Origin of the sequence: Mycobacterium sp. (assembly GCF_019247635.1) — a bacterium.
GTDB lineage: Bacteria > Actinomycetota > Actinomycetes > Mycobacteriales > Mycobacteriaceae > Mycobacterium.
The window spans coordinates 123,015-139,568 of sequence record NZ_JAFBAR010000128.1; the positions used below are offsets into that span (position 1 = coordinate 123,015).

Below are 16,554 nucleotides of genomic sequence, written 5' to 3' on the forward strand. Positions count from 1 at the left end.
CACCTCATGGATTGCAGGGTACCTGGGGCCGACGAGTTGGCGGCGCAGCCGCTAACGATCCGGGCCCGGGCCCATCTCCGGCCGTCAGCGCGGCGACCGTCATCGCGCGCATGACGGCGCGGGAGCGCTCTGCACGCGCCGGCTTGGTGTCGGCCGATTTCATGCTGTGCGGTGTGGAGTTCAACAAGCCGAATACCGCGTGCGCCATCAGGCGGGCGTCGGCTTCGGCCAGTGTGGGATTCAGTTCGCGCAGCACGCCAACCCAGACCTCGACGTATTGCCGCTGGGCTCTGCGAACCTGCCGCTCGGCCGGCGCCGGCAGGTACGCCAGGTCGCGGTCCTGGATGCGGATGAGATCTTGTTCGTCCAGGGCGAAGTCGAGGTGGAAATCGATGAGCCCGTCGAGCGCAGCGGTCGCGTCGGAATTGCGCACCGTCACATCACGCGCGCCGGCGAGCAGCCGCGCACTGATCCCGACCAGCAACTCGACCAGCAGCGACTCCTTGTTGGGGAAGTGGCGGTAGATGGCCGGACCGCTGACGCCGGCGGCAGCGCCGATGTCCTCTAGTCGTACCGCCAGGAAACCGCGTTCGGCGAACAGCCGTTCGGCCGCGGAGAGAAGTTGCAGGCGCCGGTCGGACTTCAACTGGCTGCGCCGATTTGGGGCCTCTGTCGCGCCGGGCTGCCCGTCCGGGGCAGACGTCGTCATAGCACCTCCGACACACTCGTCCTGGACACTTCAGTTAATCGTCACTAACGTAGCACTGGAGTTTGTCGCGGGGTAAGCATCAGGCGGAGGAACGTGGCAGACCCGTCATATGAGCAAGGCCCGGGCAGCCCCGCGCTGCTCGAGATGACGATCGGTGCCAACCTTGCGGGCACCGTCGCCGAATACGGCGAGCGCGACGCGCTGGTGGATGTCCAGGCGGGGCGGCGGTGGACCTATGCCGAGCTACTCGAAGCCGTACGAAAGCTTGCGACGGGACTCCTGCGCGCTGGGATCGGCACAGGTGACCGGGTCGGAATCTGGGCGCCCAACCGGTGGGAGTGGGTGCTGGTGCAGTACGCGGCCGCCGAGATCGGTGCGATCCTGGTGACCATCAATCCCGCCTATAGCACGCGCGAATTGCGTTACGCGCTAGGACAATCCGGCGTAGCCATGGTGATTGCCGCGCCGGGCTTCAAGGGCGCGGATTACGTGACGATGCTGGCCGAGGTGACGTCGCAATGTCCGGGCCTGCGCGTGGTGGTCATGGGTGGCGACAGTTGGGACGCACTTGCCGGTGCGTACGCCGACCTGCCGGCGCTGGCTGAGATCGCGGCGACGTTGTGCGGTAATGATCCGATCAACATCCAATACACCTCCGGCACAACGGGATACCCGAAGGGCGTCACGCTGAGCCATCGCAACATCCTCAACAACGGTTATCTGGTGGGCGAGCTGCTCGAGTACACCGCCGAGGACCGAATCTGCATCCCGGTTCCTCTCTATCACTGCTTCGGCATGGTAATGGGGAATCTGGCGGCCACCAGCCACGGCGCATGCATGGTGCTGCCCGGTCCGGGATTCGATCCGGCCGCTACCCTTCGGGCGGTGCAGGCCGAGTGTTGCACCAGCCTCTACGGCGTGCCCACGATGTTCATCGGCCAGCTGGGCCTGCCGGAGTTCGCGGACTACGACCTGAGCAGCCTGCGCACCGGAATCATGGCGGGCGCCCCGTGCCCGATCGAGGTGATGCGCAAGGTGATTGATCGCATGCACATGCCGGGGGTCTCGATCTGTTACGGGATGACGGAGACGTCGCCGGTGTCCTGCCAGACGCGCACCGACGACACGCTGGAGCGGCGCGTGGGCACGGTCGGCCGCGTGGGTCCCCATCTGCAGGTCAAGGTGGTGGACCCGACGACCGGCGACACCGTGCCCCGTGGCGTGTCGGGCGAAATGTGTACACGGGGTTATTCGGTGATGGCCGGATACTGGAACGACCCGGATAAGACCGCCGAGGTGATCGACTCCGACGGCTGGATGCACACCGGTGACCTGGCCGCGATGGACGACTGCGGCTATGTGCAGATCACCGGGCGGATCAAGGACATCGTGGTCCGCGGCGGCGAAAACATCTCCCCGCGCGAGATCGAGGAGCTCCTCTACACCCATCCCGACATCGTCGACGGCCACGTCATCGGGGTACCCGACGCCAAGTACGGCGAGGAGCTGATGGCGGTGGTCAAGCTGCGCGACGCCGCGCCGGAGCTGACGATCGAGCGGTTGCGCGAATTCTGCGCGGGCCAGATCGCCACGTTCAAGATCCCGCGCTACCTGTGGATCGTCGACGAATTCCCCATGACCGTCACCGGCAAAGTCCGCAAAGTCGAGATGCGGCAACGCGCGGCTGAGTTCCTGCGCGGCGACTGACCACACCTTTACCCGCCGCGCGGCTAATGGTATTCTCACCTCGGTTAATCGGCATTAACTGAAAGTCTGGACCGCCCCGACGGCGAGGAGGCTGCGCGGTAAATGGACAAGGTGGTGGCCAGCGCCGCCGAGGCGGTGGCGGACATAACCGATGGGTCGTCGTTGGCGGTGGGGGGGTTCGGGCTGTGCGGCATCCCCGAAGCGTTGATCGCCGCACTGGCCGACCGTGGGGTGACCGATCTGGAGACGGTATCCAACAACTGCGGCGTCGACGGTGTGGGGCTCGGGGTGCTGTTGGCGCACAACCGTATTCGTAGGACCGTCTCGTCGTATGTGGGGGAGAACAAGGAATTCGCCCGCCAGTTTCTGTCCGGCGAACTCGAGGTGGAACTGACCCCGCAGGGCACGCTGGCCGAGCGGCTCCGCGCCGGCGGGATGGGCATCCCGGCCTTCTACACGCCGGCCGGCGTCGGCACCCAGATCGCCGACGGCGGACTGCCGTGGCGCTACGACGCCTCGGGTGCGGTGGCGGTGACATCGCCACGCAAGGAGACCCGCGAGTTCGACGGCGTCACCTACGTTCTCGAGCGGGGGATCCGCACCGACTTCGCGCTGGTGCATGCCTGGAAGGGCGATCGGCACGGCAACCTGGTGTACCGGTACGCCGCCGGGAACTTCAACCCGGAATGCGCGCCGGCCGGACGGATCACCATCGCCGAGGTCGAACACCTCGTCGAGCCCGGTGAGATCGACCCCGCGACGGTGCACACCCCCGGGGTGTTCGTGCAGCGCGTCGTGCATGTGCCCGATCCGGTGAAGGGGATCGAGAAGGAGACCGTGCGCTCATGAGCGAAGCGATGTGGGGGCACTTCCCGCTTGCGGGGGAGAGTGGCGCCAAATGAGCTGGAGCAGAGACGGCATGGCCGCGCGGGTGGCGGCCGAGTTCGAGGACGGGCAGTATGTCAACCTCGGCATCGGCATGCCCACGTTGATCCCCAATCACATTCCCGAGGGCATAACCGTTGTCCTGCACTCCGAGAACGGGATCCTCGGCGTCGGTCCGTACCCCCGGCGGGAGGATCTGGACGCCGATCTGATCAACGCGGGCAAGGAGACGGTCACGACGTTGCCGGGCGCTTCGTTCTTCGGCTCGTCGACCTCGTTCGGAATCATCCGCGGCGAGCACCTTGACGTGGCCGTCCTTGGGGCCATGCAGGTTTCGGTCTCCGGTGACCTGGCCAACTGGATGATCCCCGGCAAGATGGTCAAAGGCATGGGCGGCGCGATGGATTTGGTGCACGGCGCCCGCAAGGTGATCGTGATGATGGAGCACGCCGCCAAGGACGGCAGCCCGAAGATCCTCGAACGGTGCACGTTGCCGTTGACCGGCGTCGGGTGCGTCAATCGCGTGGTCACCGAACTCGCGGTCATCGACATCCGCGACGACGGCCTGCACCTGATCGAGACCGCCCCCGAGGTGTCTGTCGAAGAGGTCGTCGCCAAAACACAACCGCCCCTGGTGCTTTCGGGTTTGGCAACGCGGTGACCGGATGGTAGCCATCGCCGCACCGTCATATGCCGACGAACACCGCCGGCTGGTTCAGGAGCTCAACGACAAGCTTGCGGTCGCGGCGTTGGGCGGCAACGAGCGCGCACGCGAACGTCACGTCAGCCGCGGCAAGCTGCTGCCGCGGGAACGGGTGGACCGGCTGCTCGATCCGGGCAGCCCGCTCTTGGAAGTGGCCCCGCTGGCGGCCGGCGGCATGTATGGCGACGAGTCGCCGGGTGCCGGCATCATCACCGGGATCGGCAGGGTGTCCGGGCGCGAGTGCGTGATCGTCGCCAACGATGCGACGGTCAAGGGCGGCACCTACTATCCGATGACGGTCAAAAAGCACCTGCGCGCACAGGAAGTCGCGCTGCAGAACCGGCTGCCGTGCATCTACCTGGTCGACTCGGGTGGCGCCTTCCTGCCCCGGCAGGACGAGGTGTTTCCCGACCGGGAGCATTTCGGGCGGATCTTCTACAACCAGGCGACCATGAGCGCCAAGGGAATTCCGCAAGTGGCCGCGGTGCTGGGATCGTGCACCGCGGGCGGCGCCTATGTGCCGGCGATGAGCGACGAGGCCGTCATCGTCCGCGAGCAGGGCACGATATTTCTGGGTGGACCACCGCTGGTCAAGGCCGCCACCGGCGAGATCGTCACGGCCGAGGAACTCGGCGGCGGCGACCTGCACTCCCGGGTCTCCGGTGTCACCGATCACCTCGCTGAGGACGACGAGGATGCGCTGCGGATCGTCCGCAAGATCGCGGCCACCTTCGGACCGCGCGACGCCGCGCAATGGGAGGTGGGCCGCTCGGTCGAGCCCAAGCATGCGGTGAACGAGGTGTACGACGTCGTGCCCCCGGATCCGCGGGTGCCCTACGACGTGCACGAGGTCATCGTTCGGCTCGTCGACGGCAGCGACTTCAGCGAATTCAAGGCGAAATACGGCAAGACGCTGGTGACGGTGTTCGCGCGTATCCATGGTCATCCGGTGGGGATCATCGCCAACAACGGAGTGCTGTTAAGCGAATCCGCTTTGAAGGGCGCGCATTTCATCGAACTCTGCGACAAACGGCGGATCCCGTTGCTGTTCCTCCAGAACATCGCCGGCTTCATGGTCGGTCGTGACTACGAGGCGGGTGGGATCGCCAAGCATGGGGCCAAGATGGTCACCGCTGTCGCGTGCGCGCGCGTGCCGAAGCTGACCGTCGTGATCGGCGGATCGTATGGGGCGGGCAACTATTCGATGTGCGGGCGTGCCTATTCGCCCCGGTTTTTGTGGATGTGGCCGAACGCGCGGATCTCGGTGATGGGTGGCGAGCAGGCCGCGTCGGTGCTGGCGACGGTCCGCGGCGAGCAGTTATCGGCGTCGGGCAGGCCGTGGTCGCCCGACGAAGAAGAGGCATTCAAGGCCCCCATCCGCGCGCAGTACGAGGACCAGGGCAATCCCTACTACTCGACGGCCCGCCTGTGGGACGACGGGATCATCGACCCCGCGGACACCAGAACCGTTGTCGGGCTGGCACTGTCGGTATGTAAGCACTCGCCACTGGAACCGGTCTCCTACGGCGTATTCCGGATGTGAGTGACGATGTTTGACACCGTATTAGTGGCGAACCGAGGCGAGATAGCGGTACGCGTTATCCGGACTCTGCGTCGCCTGGGCATCCGGTCGGTCGCGGTTTACAGCGACGCCGACGTCGGGGCTCGGCACGTGCTCGAGGCCGACATGGCCGTGCGACTGGGGCCCGCAGCCGCCCGCGACAGCTACCTCAACATCGATAGGGTGCTCGATGCCGCCGCGGCCACCGGGGCACAGGCGATCCACCCGGGCTACGGATTCCTGTCCGAGAACGCGCATTTCGCTGCCGCGTGCGAACGCGCCGGGGTGGTGTTCCTGGGGCCGCCGATCCGCGCGATCGAGGTGATGGGCGACAAGATCACCGCCAAGAACGCGGTCTCCGCGTTCGACGTTCCGGTGGTGCCCGGGGTGGCCAAGCCGGGTCTGACCGACGACGATCTGGTCGCGGCCGCAGACGAGGTCGGCTATCCGGTGCTGATCAAACCGTCGGCGGGTGGCGGCGGCAAGGGCATGCATCTTGTGGGAGTCCCCGCCCAGCTGCGTGCAGCGCTGGTCACGGCGCGCCGGGAGGCGGCGTCCGCGTTCGGTGACGACACACTGTTCTTGGAGCGATTCGTGTTGCGGCCCAGGCACATCGAAGTGCAGGTGCTCGCCGACACACAGGGCAACGTCGTGCATCTCGGCGAACGCGAGTGCAGCCTGCAGCGGCGCCATCAGAAGGTCATCGAGGAGGCCCCCTCCGCGCTGCTGGACGCCTCGACCCGTGCGCGCATCGGCGAGGCCGCCTGCAACACCGCACGCAGCGTCGCCTATGTGGGCGCCGGCACCGTGGAGTTCATCGTTTCTGCCGACCGGCCTGACGAGTTCTTCTTCATGGAGATGAACACCCGGTTGCAGGTGGAACATCCGGTGACCGAGGCGGTCACCGGGCTGGACCTCGTCGAGTGGCAGCTACGGGTGGCGGCGGGGGAGAAGCTGTCGTTCGCGCAGGACGACATCGAACTCAATGGCCACGCCATCGAGGCTCGGGTGTACGCCGAGGACCCCGCGCGGGGATTTCTGCCGACCGGCGGCCGGGTGTTGCAGGTGGTCGAACCCTCGGGTGACGGTGTGCGCGTGGACTCGTCGCTGCTGGGGGGCACGGTGGTGGGCAGCGATTACGACCCGATGCTGAGCAAGGTGATCGCGTGGGGTGCGGACCGGGAGCAGGCGCTGACCCGGCTCGACCAGGCGCTGGCCCACACCGCGGTGCTGGGCGTGCAGACCAACGTCGAGTTTCTGCGGTTTCTGCTTGCCGACGACCGGGTGCGCGCCGGAGAGCTGGACACCGCTCTGCTGGAGGAGCGGTTGCCCGAGTTCGCACCGCTGCCGGTGCCCGATGATGTGCTGGCCGCGGGCGCCCTGTACGTGCAGGGGGTCTTGGCCCGACGTGGGCGCGGCGACCTATGGGCGGAGCCCAGCGGCTGGCGCGTGGGCGGCGGCGTGGCACCGGTCCGCACCGCCCTGCGCACTCCGCTGCGCAGCGAGACGGTGTCGGTGTGGGGCTTACCCGAGGCGGCCCTGGTCCAGGTCGGCGATGGTGAGATCACCTCTGCTAGTGCGCAATTGGAGCGCACTCGGATGAGTGTGACACTGGACGGGCTGCGCCGTGACTACCGGTGGGCTGAGGCCGAGCGGGAGCTGTGGATCAGCGACGAGCGGGGTACCTGGCATCTGCGCGAGGCCGAGGAGCACAAGATTCATCGCGCCGCCGGAGAGCGTCCCGCAGAGGTCATCAGCCCGATGCCGGGCAGCGTGATCGCCGTGCAGGTCGCCTCCGGCAGCGAGGTGTCCGAGGGCGACGTTGTGGTGGTCGTCGAGGCGATGAAGATGGAACACGCACTGGCCGCGCCGATTTCGGGACAGGTGGAGGTACTGGTGTCGGTCGGCGATCAGGTGAAGGTCGAGCAGGTGCTGGCCCGGCTCATTCCGAAAATCGAGGGTGAACAAGCATGACAACGATTTCCGCGGGCGCGTTACCGAAGGAATACGAGGATCTGCGCGAGACGGTGGCCGATTTCGCGCGCACCGTCGTGGCTCCGGTGTCGGCCAAACACGATGAGGAGCACAGCTTCCCGTATGCGGTCGTCGCCAAGATGGGCGAGATGGGACTGTTCGGCCTGCCGTTCCCGGAGGAATACGGCGGCATGGGCGGCGACTACTTCGCGCTGGCGCTGGCGCTCGAGGAACTCGGCAAGGTCGACCAGTCGGTGGCGATCACGCTGGAGGCCGGAGTGGGCCTGGGCGCAATGCCGATCTACCGATTCGGCAACGAGGAACAGAAACTGAAATGGCTGCCGGACTTGATAGCCGGCCGGGCACTGGCCGGTTTCGGGCTCACCGAGCCCGGGGCCGGTTCCGATGCCGGAAGCACGCGCACCAACGCCCGGCTGGAGAACGGCGAGTGGGTGATCAACGGCTCCAAGCAATTCATCACCAACTCGGGAACCGACATCACCTCCCTGGTCACCGTCACCGCGGTGACCGGGACCATCGGCGACGCCAAGAAAGAGATCTCGACGATCATCGTACCCAGTGGTACAACGGGATTCACTGTCGAACCGGTCTATAACAAGGTCGGGTGGAACGCGTCGGACACCCACCCGCTGAGCTTCGCCGATGCGCGCGTCCCGGAGGAAAACCTGCTGGGCCCCCGCGGCTCCGGCTACGCGAACTTTCTTTCCATCCTCGACGAGGGCCGCATCGCGATCGCCGCGCTGGCCACCGGGGCGGCGCAGGGATGCGTCGACGAGAGCGTCAAGTACGCCAAGGAGCGCCAGTCGTTCGGTCAACCTATCGCTGCCTATCAGGCGATCAGCTTCAAGATCGCGCGGATGGAGGCGCGTGCCCACGTGGCCCGCACCGCGTACTACGAGGCCGCGGCAAAGATGCTGGCGGGCAAGCCCTTCAAGAAGGAAGCGGCGATCGCAAAGATGGTTTCGTCGGAAGCCGCGATGGACAACGCCCGCGACGCCACCCAGATCCATGGCGGATACGGCTTCATGAACGAGTATCCCGTGGCGCGACACTACCGCGACAGCAAGGTGCTCGAGATCGGCGAAGGCACCACGGAAGTGCAGCTGATGCTTATCGCGCGTTCGCTGGGACTGTCATGAGCGACAAGACGATTGTCCAGCGCGGCTTATGGTTCGAGGAGTTCGAGATCGGCACGACCTACCTGCACCGGCCCGGCCGTACCGTCACCGAGGCAGACAACGTCTTGTTCACCACGCTGACGATGAATACGCAATCGCTGCACCTGGACGCGGCGTGGGCCGCCGAGCAGCCGGGTTTTCACGGTGAGCGACTGGTGAATTCGATGTTCACGTTGTCGACGTTGGTGGGATTGTCGGTGGCGCAGTTGACCCTCGGCACCATCGTGGCCAACCTCGGCTTCTCCGAGGTCTCATTCCCCAAGCCCGTCTTCCACGGCGACACCCTCTATGCGGAGACCGTGTGCACCGACAAGCGCGAGTCGAAAAGCCGGCCCCGAGAAGGCATCGTTACCCTCGAGCACACCGGTCGCAACCAGCATGGTGACGTGATTGCGCGCGCCGTGCGGACCACATTGGTGCAGAAGCGACCCACAGAGGAGGAGTAATGAGCCTGCGTGCCGCAGGACCGGGGTGGCTGTTCTGCCCCGCCGACCGGCCCGAGCGTTTCGCCAAGGCCACCGCCGCCGCCGACGTGGTGATCCTTGACCTGGAAGACGGTGTGGCAGAGGCGGATAAGCCCGCCGCCCGCAAGGCGCTACAGGAGGTTCCGCTCGATCCCGCACGCACGGTCGTACGCATCAATGGGTCCGGCACCGACGAGTACGCCCGCGACTTGGAGGCCCTGTCCGGCACCGCCTACAGGACGGTCATGTTGGCCAAGGCCGAATCAGCCGCGCAGGTGAACGCGCTGGCGCCGCGCGATGTCATTGCACTGGTGGAAAGCGCGCGAGGCGCCGTGCTTGCCACAGAGATCGCCGCCGCGGAGAACACCATCGGAATGATGTGGGGCGCTGAAGATCTGATCGCCTCGTTGGGTGGCAGCTCCAGCCGGCGATTCGACGGCCTCTATCGGGATGTGACGCGGCACGTGCGTTCGATGGTTCTGTTGGCGGCGTCCGCGTTCGGTCGGCTCGCTTTGGACGCCGTGCACCTGGACATCCCCGACATCGAGGGCTTGGAGGGCGAAGCGATAGACGCCGCGACGGTGGGCTTCGACGTGACCGTGTGCATTCATCCGAGCCAGATTCCTGTGGTGCGCAAGGCCTATCGTCCCACCGAGGAGAAACTGGACTGGGCGCGGCGGGTGGTGGAGGCGGCGAAGAACGAACGGGGCGTGTTCGCGTTCGAGGGGCAGATGGTCGACTCCCCGGTGCTCAAGCATGCCGCGATGATGCTGCAACGGGCGGGGGAACGGGCATAACCACTATCGAAGTTCAATCACCGGCACCATACCGTCGGCACCGGCGACATAGGCGGTGTGTCACATGCGTTTCTGCAGCGGTGGGCACACTAGTTTTGCCCGGCTCGTAGCGACTATCGGGGCGCTCGGCGTGGGACAGTTCGCCAGCGTAACGGCACTGCGATTCTCCCGCCGATTTTTAGCAGTGGCGTTACGCCCGCGGTCCCGGACCCGGCGACCGCTGCCAGGTGCCTACCAACCAGGTAGCGTCAAAAATTTAGGCTTGAGAACATGATTCGGTTCGGATCATACTTCTGTCTGGCGGCGGTCAGCCGAGACAGGTTAGCGCCGAAATAGCGCGAAGCCGGCTGGTTCGCTTCGAGATAATTCACGTAACCGCCGACCGAATACGGTTGCACCGCTTGGTGTGCGGTGTTGAGCCAGCTGGTGGCCGCGGTGGGATCACCGGTTTCGACGTACCACTGCACCAGCGAGGATTGCCGACGCCACGGAAAGGCTGTAGCGCCGGGTGCCACGCTGGCGAGCGCGCCGTCGAGCGCGTGCATGATCGCCAACATGCGCCCCGCCCCACCGGGAAAGGCCGCGACGGCCGAGGCGATCCCTTGGGCGGCGGCGGGGGTGAGGGTCGTAAAAACGTCGGATCCGCCGACGTATCCGAGCGGCGACGGGTTGAGGTTCTCGACGGCCAGATATTTCACCAGGTCCAGATAGTTGAACGTGTGATTCTCGGTCCCGATCGGTTGCATCCCGACGGCCGAGACGATGGCGCTCGCCATGCTGTTGCCCGACCCGGCCGGGCAGGTCGCAAGGATTCGACAGTGCGTACCCATGGCGTCGACGGTGGCGTCCGCCAGTGCCCAGCTGCGTTGGTCCGCGGTGCGCAGCCACGCCTGCCAACCGAGGAGAACCTGCGCGAAAGACTGCGGCGGAAAAACCAGGTTCACGGCGTCGACGTCGCTGGTGGCGAAGGTGGCGAAGGTCAATGACGTTGTCACCCCGAAGTTTCCACCCCCGCCGCCGCGTAATGCCCAGAACAGGTCTGGCTGGCTGGCGGAGGACGCGGTGACCACCTGGCCGCCGGGCAGCACCACCGTCGCCGACGTCAATTGGTCGCACAGCAGGCCCGCGTGCCGCGATTGGGAACCCAAACCGCCGCCCAGCGCGTGCCCCGCGGCACCGACCGACGGGCAGGTACCCGTCGGGATTCCCCGGCCAGCCGCGGCCAGCGCCTGGTGAATCGCAAACAAGCTAGTCGCCGGCGTCACCGTGACCTGCCCGCTGGCGGCGTCGTAGTTGATAGCGCCGGGCAGCTGACGCAGGTCGATCACCATCGTGCCGTTCGCCGTGGACGCCCCCACATAGGAATGTCCCCCGCTACGCGGAGCGACCTTGAGGTTGCGGGCGGCGGCGAACGCCATCGCCTTTTGAACATCCGCCGTCGAGGTGGGAACAACGACGGCCGCGGGCGTCGAGCCGTTGTAGTTGGTGTTGAAAACCTGTTTGGCCGTTGCGAATTGCCCTCCGTTTTCCGGCGTCAGCACCTGTCCGCCGATGGCGGTGGAAAGTCCGGTCCAGCCGGAGGTACTCGGGGCCGGATCGGCACCGGCTCGGTGTGATCCGAACACAGCGCCCGTCGCTAACGCTCCGGCGGCCGCCCGCAGAAACGTCTGGCGTGAGATCTCACGCGTCGACTCCCGCGGTACCGTCATGTCCGCATTGTGGGCTACGTGGCCGCCAAAACCGTCCGCGCCGCATGACGTGTCGCAGGAAGATATGAGCTTGTGACCGGTCCCGAGCGGTGGGATCCGAGCGTCGCGACGGGGCTGTCGTCGCCGCCCCCAGCTATTTCCCGGCCTTCGCTATCCTTCCTATTTGCGCCGTTATGGACCCGTACACTGATCGCCCAACCACAAGCAGAAGGAAGGCATCGGATGTCCCCCATTCGTTGGCTGGCCAGACTGACCGTCCCGATCTTGATCGGCGGTGCCTTGTGCAGTAGCACCGCTAGTGCCGTTGCTGATCCCGTTGACGACTTGTTCCTCGCCAAGTTGGCCGGCATCGGCTTCGTCTGGCCGCCGGACCAGACGCCAAGCGTCGTCTCGCTGGGGCATCACATCTGCATCGATCGCCTGACGGGGTGGACCGCAGACGCGATTGCTCACGACGTCCACTCCATCATGAGCGCGCAAGGTTTCACGTTCGAAGACGTCACATCCATAGTGAGTGCCGCGGAATCGACCTATTGCTCGTATTAGGCCGGCCGGCTTCGCCGCAGAGGCCAACGGCCAGTTCTAGTTCGGCGGCAGTTTCACCACCCGATCGCGATCATCGGTGACGTACACGGTGCCGCCGGAGTCCACCGCCACACCATGATCGCGGCCGAGCCCCGCGAACTCCAGCTCGGACTGCGTTGCCGAGCCCGCCGCCAGCTTCACCACCCGTTGCCAGTAGGGGTCGGTGGCGTAGACGTTGCCTGCCGTGTCCACCGCAACCCCCCAGGCGCCACCGGGGCTGGTAAACGTGAATGGCAGCGTCTCCGGGCTGGTCGCCCCCGCCGTGAGCCTGCGCACCAAGTCGTCCGCGACGTAAACGGTGCCCGCGTTATCGACGGCTACCCCGGTGGGCCCGCCCAAGGCGGTGACGGGGAAGGCGAAGGGCAACGTTGTCGGGGTGCTCGCGTTGGCCGCCAGCTTCAGCACTTGACCGCGGGTACCGCCTTCCTCCTGGACCGAGGCAGTGACGTACACCGCTCCGGCGCTGTCCACGGCCACAGCCTTGGGGTCGGTGAGGCCACTGAGGGGAAGCGTCGTCGGGGTGCTCGCGCCCGGCGCCAGCTTCAGCACCCGGTTGTTGCCCGAGTCGGTGACGTACACGGTGCCGCTGGTGTCGACGGCCACGCCGGAAGGCTTGTTGAGGCCGGTGAACGGCAGTGTCGTCGGTGTGGCCGTCCCGGCCGGCATTTTGAGCACCCGGTTGTTGCCCTGGTCGACCACGTACACCGCGCCGGCGGTGTCGACGGCGACACCGCGGGGATCGTTGAGGCCCGTGAAGGGCAGGACGACCTGTGGCGACGCCAATGCATACGAGGTCAACGCGAAGGCCAGAACGGCGACGACGGCGACCGTGCCCGCGATGATCCACGGTGCGCGGCTACGTCGCGCCGAGGGGCCGCCGGGCTGGTTCATGGGTGAATACGGCTGTCGCGCCGGGCTCGGCTGTGCGGCTCCGACGAGCGCGCTGATGACGGCACCCACGATTCCAACGACAAAAAGGAGCGCCCCAACGCTTTTGAAAAGGTCCCCTATCGAATAACTCACTTCGACTTGAGCGACAAACCCCGCGACCGCGATCATATAGCCCACAGTCGCCACGATCAGAAACGTCAACAGCCTTCGCACCGCGGGCTTCGCGGCTCTCGTATTCACGACGATGAGTGCACCAACATCCCCGGCGAGAACAAGAAGAAGCGCGCCAACGGTGTAGATTTCGGTTCCGCCGGCATACAGGAGTTTGATAAATCCCGCCACCGCCGTGGAAAATCCAACAACCGCCAGGAGAAGGAACAGTAGCGCTCGCACCGCTGGATGGCGTTGTGCGCCAACGCGTTTAGCTGCACCTCCGGCGCCGAATGGAATCGCCGCCGTCGGCATCACCGCGGGCGCTGCCTGCGAGGACCGGGCTGCGGGGATGCCCTGCCACGCTGCGGCATTACTGACGTGGTCTGTCCATTGGGCGCCGTCGAAATAGCGCATTCGCCCGGCACCGGCCGGATCGGGATACCATCCCGCGGGCGCTGATGCCATCTGTGACTCCTCCCGTACGCACAACGTCCCGGTCGCGACGAAAGCGACAGCTTATGAGCTCATGTGGCCATGCTAGACAGGGCTGCGCCGACCTCCAGGTCTCGGCTTCTGGCAATGTTTTCGACGATGATCTGGCAGGCCGTGTCGTAGAAGGCGCTGATCAGGGTCGAGAACGAGAGCTCGAAGGGATAGATCATGTGCACGGCCAAAGGTTCCAGGGTCCACTCGGGAAGGATCGGCACAATGGTGCCCTCGCGCAGTTCCGTGGTGCAGATGATTTGAGTAGGCATCGCCCCTATGCCCAGGCCCTGCAGGACGTACTGCTTGCACACCTGAAAGTTGTTGGCGCGTGCGCGCACCGGAGGCGACAGTTCGCATCGTCTCTTGAGCCTGGCCACCGTCAATTTATGAGGGCCGCAAAAGCCGAAGTCTATGAACGGCAGGCTGTTTAACTGTGTCGGGTCGCTGAGCGGAGCCGCGAGTCGCCGCACGAAATCCGGTGAGGCGCAAAGGAACAGATTTAGGTCGAATACCTTGCGCGCGATCAGCGTCGAATCCTGTAGCGGTCCAGGGCCGAACACAACGTCGAAGCCGTCTTTGATCGGGTCGACCATGTTGTCGACGAGACGGATGTCCAAGCGCGAGTGGGGATAGTTCTGAAGAAATGTGGCGCCGACCCTTGAGGCGTAATCGATGCCGAGCCACACCGGCATCGCGACCCGCAGTTCACCCTGCGGTTCCTGCTTACTTCCTTCGACCAGTGCGCGCACGTCATTGGCCTCGGCCAGAATGTTCATCGCGTGGGTGTATATCTGCTCGCCAAGATCTGTGACCGTGATCTGATGGGTGTTCTTTCTAAGCAGCTTGATGCCGAGGTCGGACTCCAGTTTGGTCAACTTCCGGCTAACTGTGGACTTGGGCATTCCGAGCAACGACGCCGCCTTTGAGATACTGCGGCAGTCCACCACCTTGCCGAATATCAGCAGGGCATCGAGGTCAAAGGGCAGATTTTGTTCCATGGGCTGTGTTCCAAGTATGCAACAACGTGTTGCACGCGTGCACCTTCTTGAGGGTTCCAGCAACTGCTACCGTCGGCCGCACCAGCCCGGGGGGATCAGGGAGGAATCGGGATGACCCAGAACGTGGCTATGAAACCAGCCTTAGCGAAACCCGCAAGCGGGCACTGGACCGATGCCTATCCCGAACTTGGCCGTGGGCCGGTGTCGCTTGAAGACTGTGTGTCCGAAGAGTTCTACGAACAAGAACGCGAGCACGTCTTCAAGAAGACCTGGCTCTACGTCGGGCGCGTCGAACGAGTCCCTCGCTCGGGCAGCTACTTCACTCGCGAACTGAAGGTGTTGAACACGTCGATCATCATCGTGCGCGGCAAGGACGGCGTGGTCCGCGCTTTTCACAACGTCTGTCCGCACCGCGGCAACAAGATGTTGTGGGAAGACGATCCGTTCAAAGAGGTTTCTGGCCGCGCGCCGTTGCTGTACTGCCGCTTCCATGGTTGGCGCTATAACTTGGATGGCTCGCTGCACGCGCCCACTCGTAAGGATCTGCTGCTGGACTTCGACGCCGACAGCTGCCGGGTGCCGGCGGTGCAGTGCGAGGTGTGGCAGGGCTTCATCTTCATCAACCTCAATCCGCATAACACCGAGCCGCTGCGTTCTTTCCTTGGTGAGCTGGCGCATGGCATCGAGGGCTATCCGTTCGACGGCCCGCATCAGATCTACAAGTTCTCCGCAGAGTTGCAGTGCAACTGGAAGATCTTCGTCGACAGCTTCGCGGAGAGTTACCACGGTCCGTACTTGCACGCGTCCTCGTTCGGCAACCTCACGGCGGAGGCCAAGGAGGCGCTGGATAAGCCGAACCCGTTCACCGATGCATTGGCCTACCACCTCAGCGGCCCGCACCGGATGTTCTCGTTCTCCGGTGAGCCGTCCCGAAAGACGCCGTACTCGAAGCCGATCGAATGTGTGATGCAAGCAAGCGCGGCGGGCCCGTGGAACAAACGGGTCGACAGAGGTCCGATGCCGCCGGGGATCAATCCCACCCGGGCGGAAAAGTACGGCTTCGACTCCTTTCAGTTTTTCCCCAATTTCGTGCTCATCTTCGGTGCATCCGGATTCACCACCCACGCCCACTGGCCGACGGGCCCGCACTCACACGTGTTCGAAGTCGAGATGTTCTATCAGCCACCGAGGACGCACAAGGAGCGACTCGGCCAAGAGCTCACGGTGACGTTCCTCAACGACATCATCCTCGAAGATGCGAGTCCCTCCGAAGGGCTGCAGGCGATGCTCAACAGTGGCGTCCTTACCCATTTCACGATGAACGACGAGGAAATCCTGGTTCGTCACCTGCATAAGGTGGTCGGCGATTACGTCGCAGCCGGCGAGAAGGCACAGGTGACTTAACGATGAATGCGGTTCTGCCACAGGAGTTTTCGTATCTAGAACACTTGGTGACCGAGTGGGCGATCGAAGACGGCCACCAACGCTACGTAAAACGTGTCAACAGTTCCATGGACGAAATTCGTGCTTTCTATGACGAGGTGTTTCCGCACGCCGAGGAAGCGGTCGCCTATATCGACAAGTTCGACTACTCCGAACCGCTGCCCGACGACGTCGCGAATCTGCGCAACCTGCTTTACTCGCTGATCACCGTCTCATTGGCGGTCGAGCTGTGGAACCAGCCGCGGGTGAAGCATTCGGCCAACACCATTCTCACGAGATTGAGCTGAGCT

At 64.9% G+C, this 16,554-nt stretch carries 16 protein-coding genes and 1 pseudogene; 12 read left to right on the forward strand and 5 right to left on the reverse strand.

What is annotated here, in order from left to right; all coding sequences use genetic code 11:
• Window positions 1-4: 4 nt before the first annotated feature.
• Complete coding sequence (locus JO236_RS21955) at window positions 5-709, reverse strand: TetR/AcrR family transcriptional regulator (RefSeq protein ID WP_293335555.1); 705 nt, start codon at window positions 707-709, stop codon at window positions 5-7.
• 144 nt (window positions 710-853) lie between these two features.
• Between JO236_RS21955 and JO236_RS21960 the strand changes: the two genes are divergently transcribed.
• From JO236_RS21960 to JO236_RS21995, 8 genes are all read left to right on the forward strand, one after another.
• Window positions 854-2,416 (forward strand): AMP-binding protein, encoded by a 1,563-nt coding sequence (locus JO236_RS21960; RefSeq protein ID WP_293335693.1) that lies wholly within the window; start codon window positions 854-856, stop codon window positions 2,414-2,416.
• A 102-nt stretch (window positions 2,417-2,518) separates the two neighbouring features.
• Window positions 2,519-3,265: a CoA transferase subunit A gene (locus JO236_RS21965; protein WP_293335558.1), complete on the forward strand. Its 747-nt coding sequence runs from the start codon at window positions 2,519-2,521 to the stop codon at window positions 3,263-3,265.
• A gap of 49 nt (window positions 3,266-3,314) precedes the next feature.
• Window positions 3,315-3,962, forward strand: a complete 648-nt coding sequence (locus JO236_RS21970; protein ID WP_293335561.1) for a CoA transferase subunit B — start codon at window positions 3,315-3,317, stop codon at window positions 3,960-3,962.
• Window positions 3,963-3,966: 4 nt separating this feature from the next.
• Window positions 3,967-5,547 carry a carboxyl transferase domain-containing protein gene (locus tag JO236_RS21975; RefSeq protein WP_293335564.1) on the forward strand — a complete coding sequence of 527 codons (1,581 nt, stop codon included), beginning with the start codon at window positions 3,967-3,969 and terminating at the stop codon, window positions 5,545-5,547.
• Between the two features lie 6 nt (window positions 5,548-5,553).
• Window positions 5,554-7,539, forward strand: a complete 1,986-nt coding sequence (locus JO236_RS21980; RefSeq protein ID WP_293335567.1) for an acetyl/propionyl/methylcrotonyl-CoA carboxylase subunit alpha — start codon at window positions 5,554-5,556, stop codon at window positions 7,537-7,539.
• Window positions 7,536-8,699, forward strand: coding sequence for an acyl-CoA dehydrogenase family protein (locus tag JO236_RS21985; protein WP_293335570.1), 1,164 nt, complete (start codon window positions 7,536-7,538; stop codon window positions 8,697-8,699). The genes JO236_RS21980 and JO236_RS21985 overlap by 4 nt, the downstream gene beginning before the upstream one ends.
• A complete protein-coding gene (locus tag JO236_RS21990; RefSeq protein ID WP_293335573.1) occupies window positions 8,696-9,184 on the forward strand; it encodes a MaoC family dehydratase in 489 nt (162 codons plus the stop codon). Before JO236_RS21985 ends, JO236_RS21990 begins: the two co-directional genes overlap by 4 nt.
• Complete coding sequence (locus JO236_RS21995; RefSeq protein ID WP_293335576.1) at window positions 9,184-9,999, forward strand: HpcH/HpaI aldolase/citrate lyase family protein; 816 nt, start codon at window positions 9,184-9,186, stop codon at window positions 9,997-9,999. Before JO236_RS21990 ends, JO236_RS21995 begins: the two co-directional genes overlap by 1 nt.
• Before the next feature lie 248 nt (window positions 10,000-10,247).
• On the opposite strand, the gene JO236_RS22000 is transcribed toward JO236_RS21995, so the two are convergent.
• Complete coding sequence (locus JO236_RS22000; protein ID WP_293335579.1) at window positions 10,248-11,708, reverse strand: FAD-binding oxidoreductase; 1,461 nt, start codon at window positions 11,706-11,708, stop codon at window positions 10,248-10,250.
• A 222-nt stretch (window positions 11,709-11,930) separates the two neighbouring features.
• On the opposite strand from JO236_RS22000, the gene JO236_RS22005 reads away from it, so the two are divergent.
• The gene (locus JO236_RS22005) at window positions 11,931-12,254 is read left to right on the forward strand and encodes a DUF732 domain-containing protein (RefSeq protein ID WP_293335582.1); all 324 of its coding nucleotides are present in this window, start codon (window positions 11,931-11,933) and stop codon (window positions 12,252-12,254) included.
• 36 nt (window positions 12,255-12,290) lie between these two features.
• Here the strand turns inward: JO236_RS22005 and JO236_RS22010 are convergent, their stop codons facing one another.
• Window positions 12,291-13,253, reverse strand: coding sequence for an NHL repeat-containing protein (locus JO236_RS22010; protein ID WP_293335585.1), 963 nt, complete (start codon window positions 13,251-13,253; stop codon window positions 12,291-12,293).
• A gap of 69 nt (window positions 13,254-13,322) precedes the next feature.
• Between JO236_RS22010 and JO236_RS22015 the strand changes: the two genes are divergently transcribed.
• Entirely contained in the window at window positions 13,323-13,568 is a 246-nt protein-coding gene (locus JO236_RS22015; protein ID WP_293335588.1) for a hypothetical protein, read from the forward strand.
• Window positions 13,569-13,709: 141 nt separating this feature from the next.
• On the opposite strand, the pseudogene JO236_RS22560 reads toward JO236_RS22015, so the two are convergent.
• Window positions 13,710-13,802, reverse strand: a pseudogene (locus JO236_RS22560) (DUF2510 domain-containing protein); the annotation flags it as partial.
• 59 nt (window positions 13,803-13,861) lie between these two features.
• Window positions 13,862-14,821 (reverse strand): LysR family transcriptional regulator, encoded by a 960-nt coding sequence (locus JO236_RS22020; RefSeq protein WP_293335591.1) that lies wholly within the window; start codon window positions 14,819-14,821, stop codon window positions 13,862-13,864.
• A 111-nt stretch (window positions 14,822-14,932) separates the two neighbouring features.
• Here JO236_RS22020 and JO236_RS22025 point away from each other — a divergent pair, with 111 nt between their 5' ends.
• The gene (locus tag JO236_RS22025) at window positions 14,933-16,225 is read left to right on the forward strand and encodes an aromatic ring-hydroxylating oxygenase subunit alpha (protein WP_293335594.1); all 1,293 of its coding nucleotides are present in this window, start codon (window positions 14,933-14,935) and stop codon (window positions 16,223-16,225) included.
• Window positions 16,226-16,227: 2 nt separating this feature from the next.
• Complete coding sequence (locus JO236_RS22030) at window positions 16,228-16,551, forward strand: hypothetical protein (protein WP_293335597.1); 324 nt, start codon at window positions 16,228-16,230, stop codon at window positions 16,549-16,551.
• The last annotated feature ends 3 nt before the right edge of the window (window positions 16,552-16,554 follow it).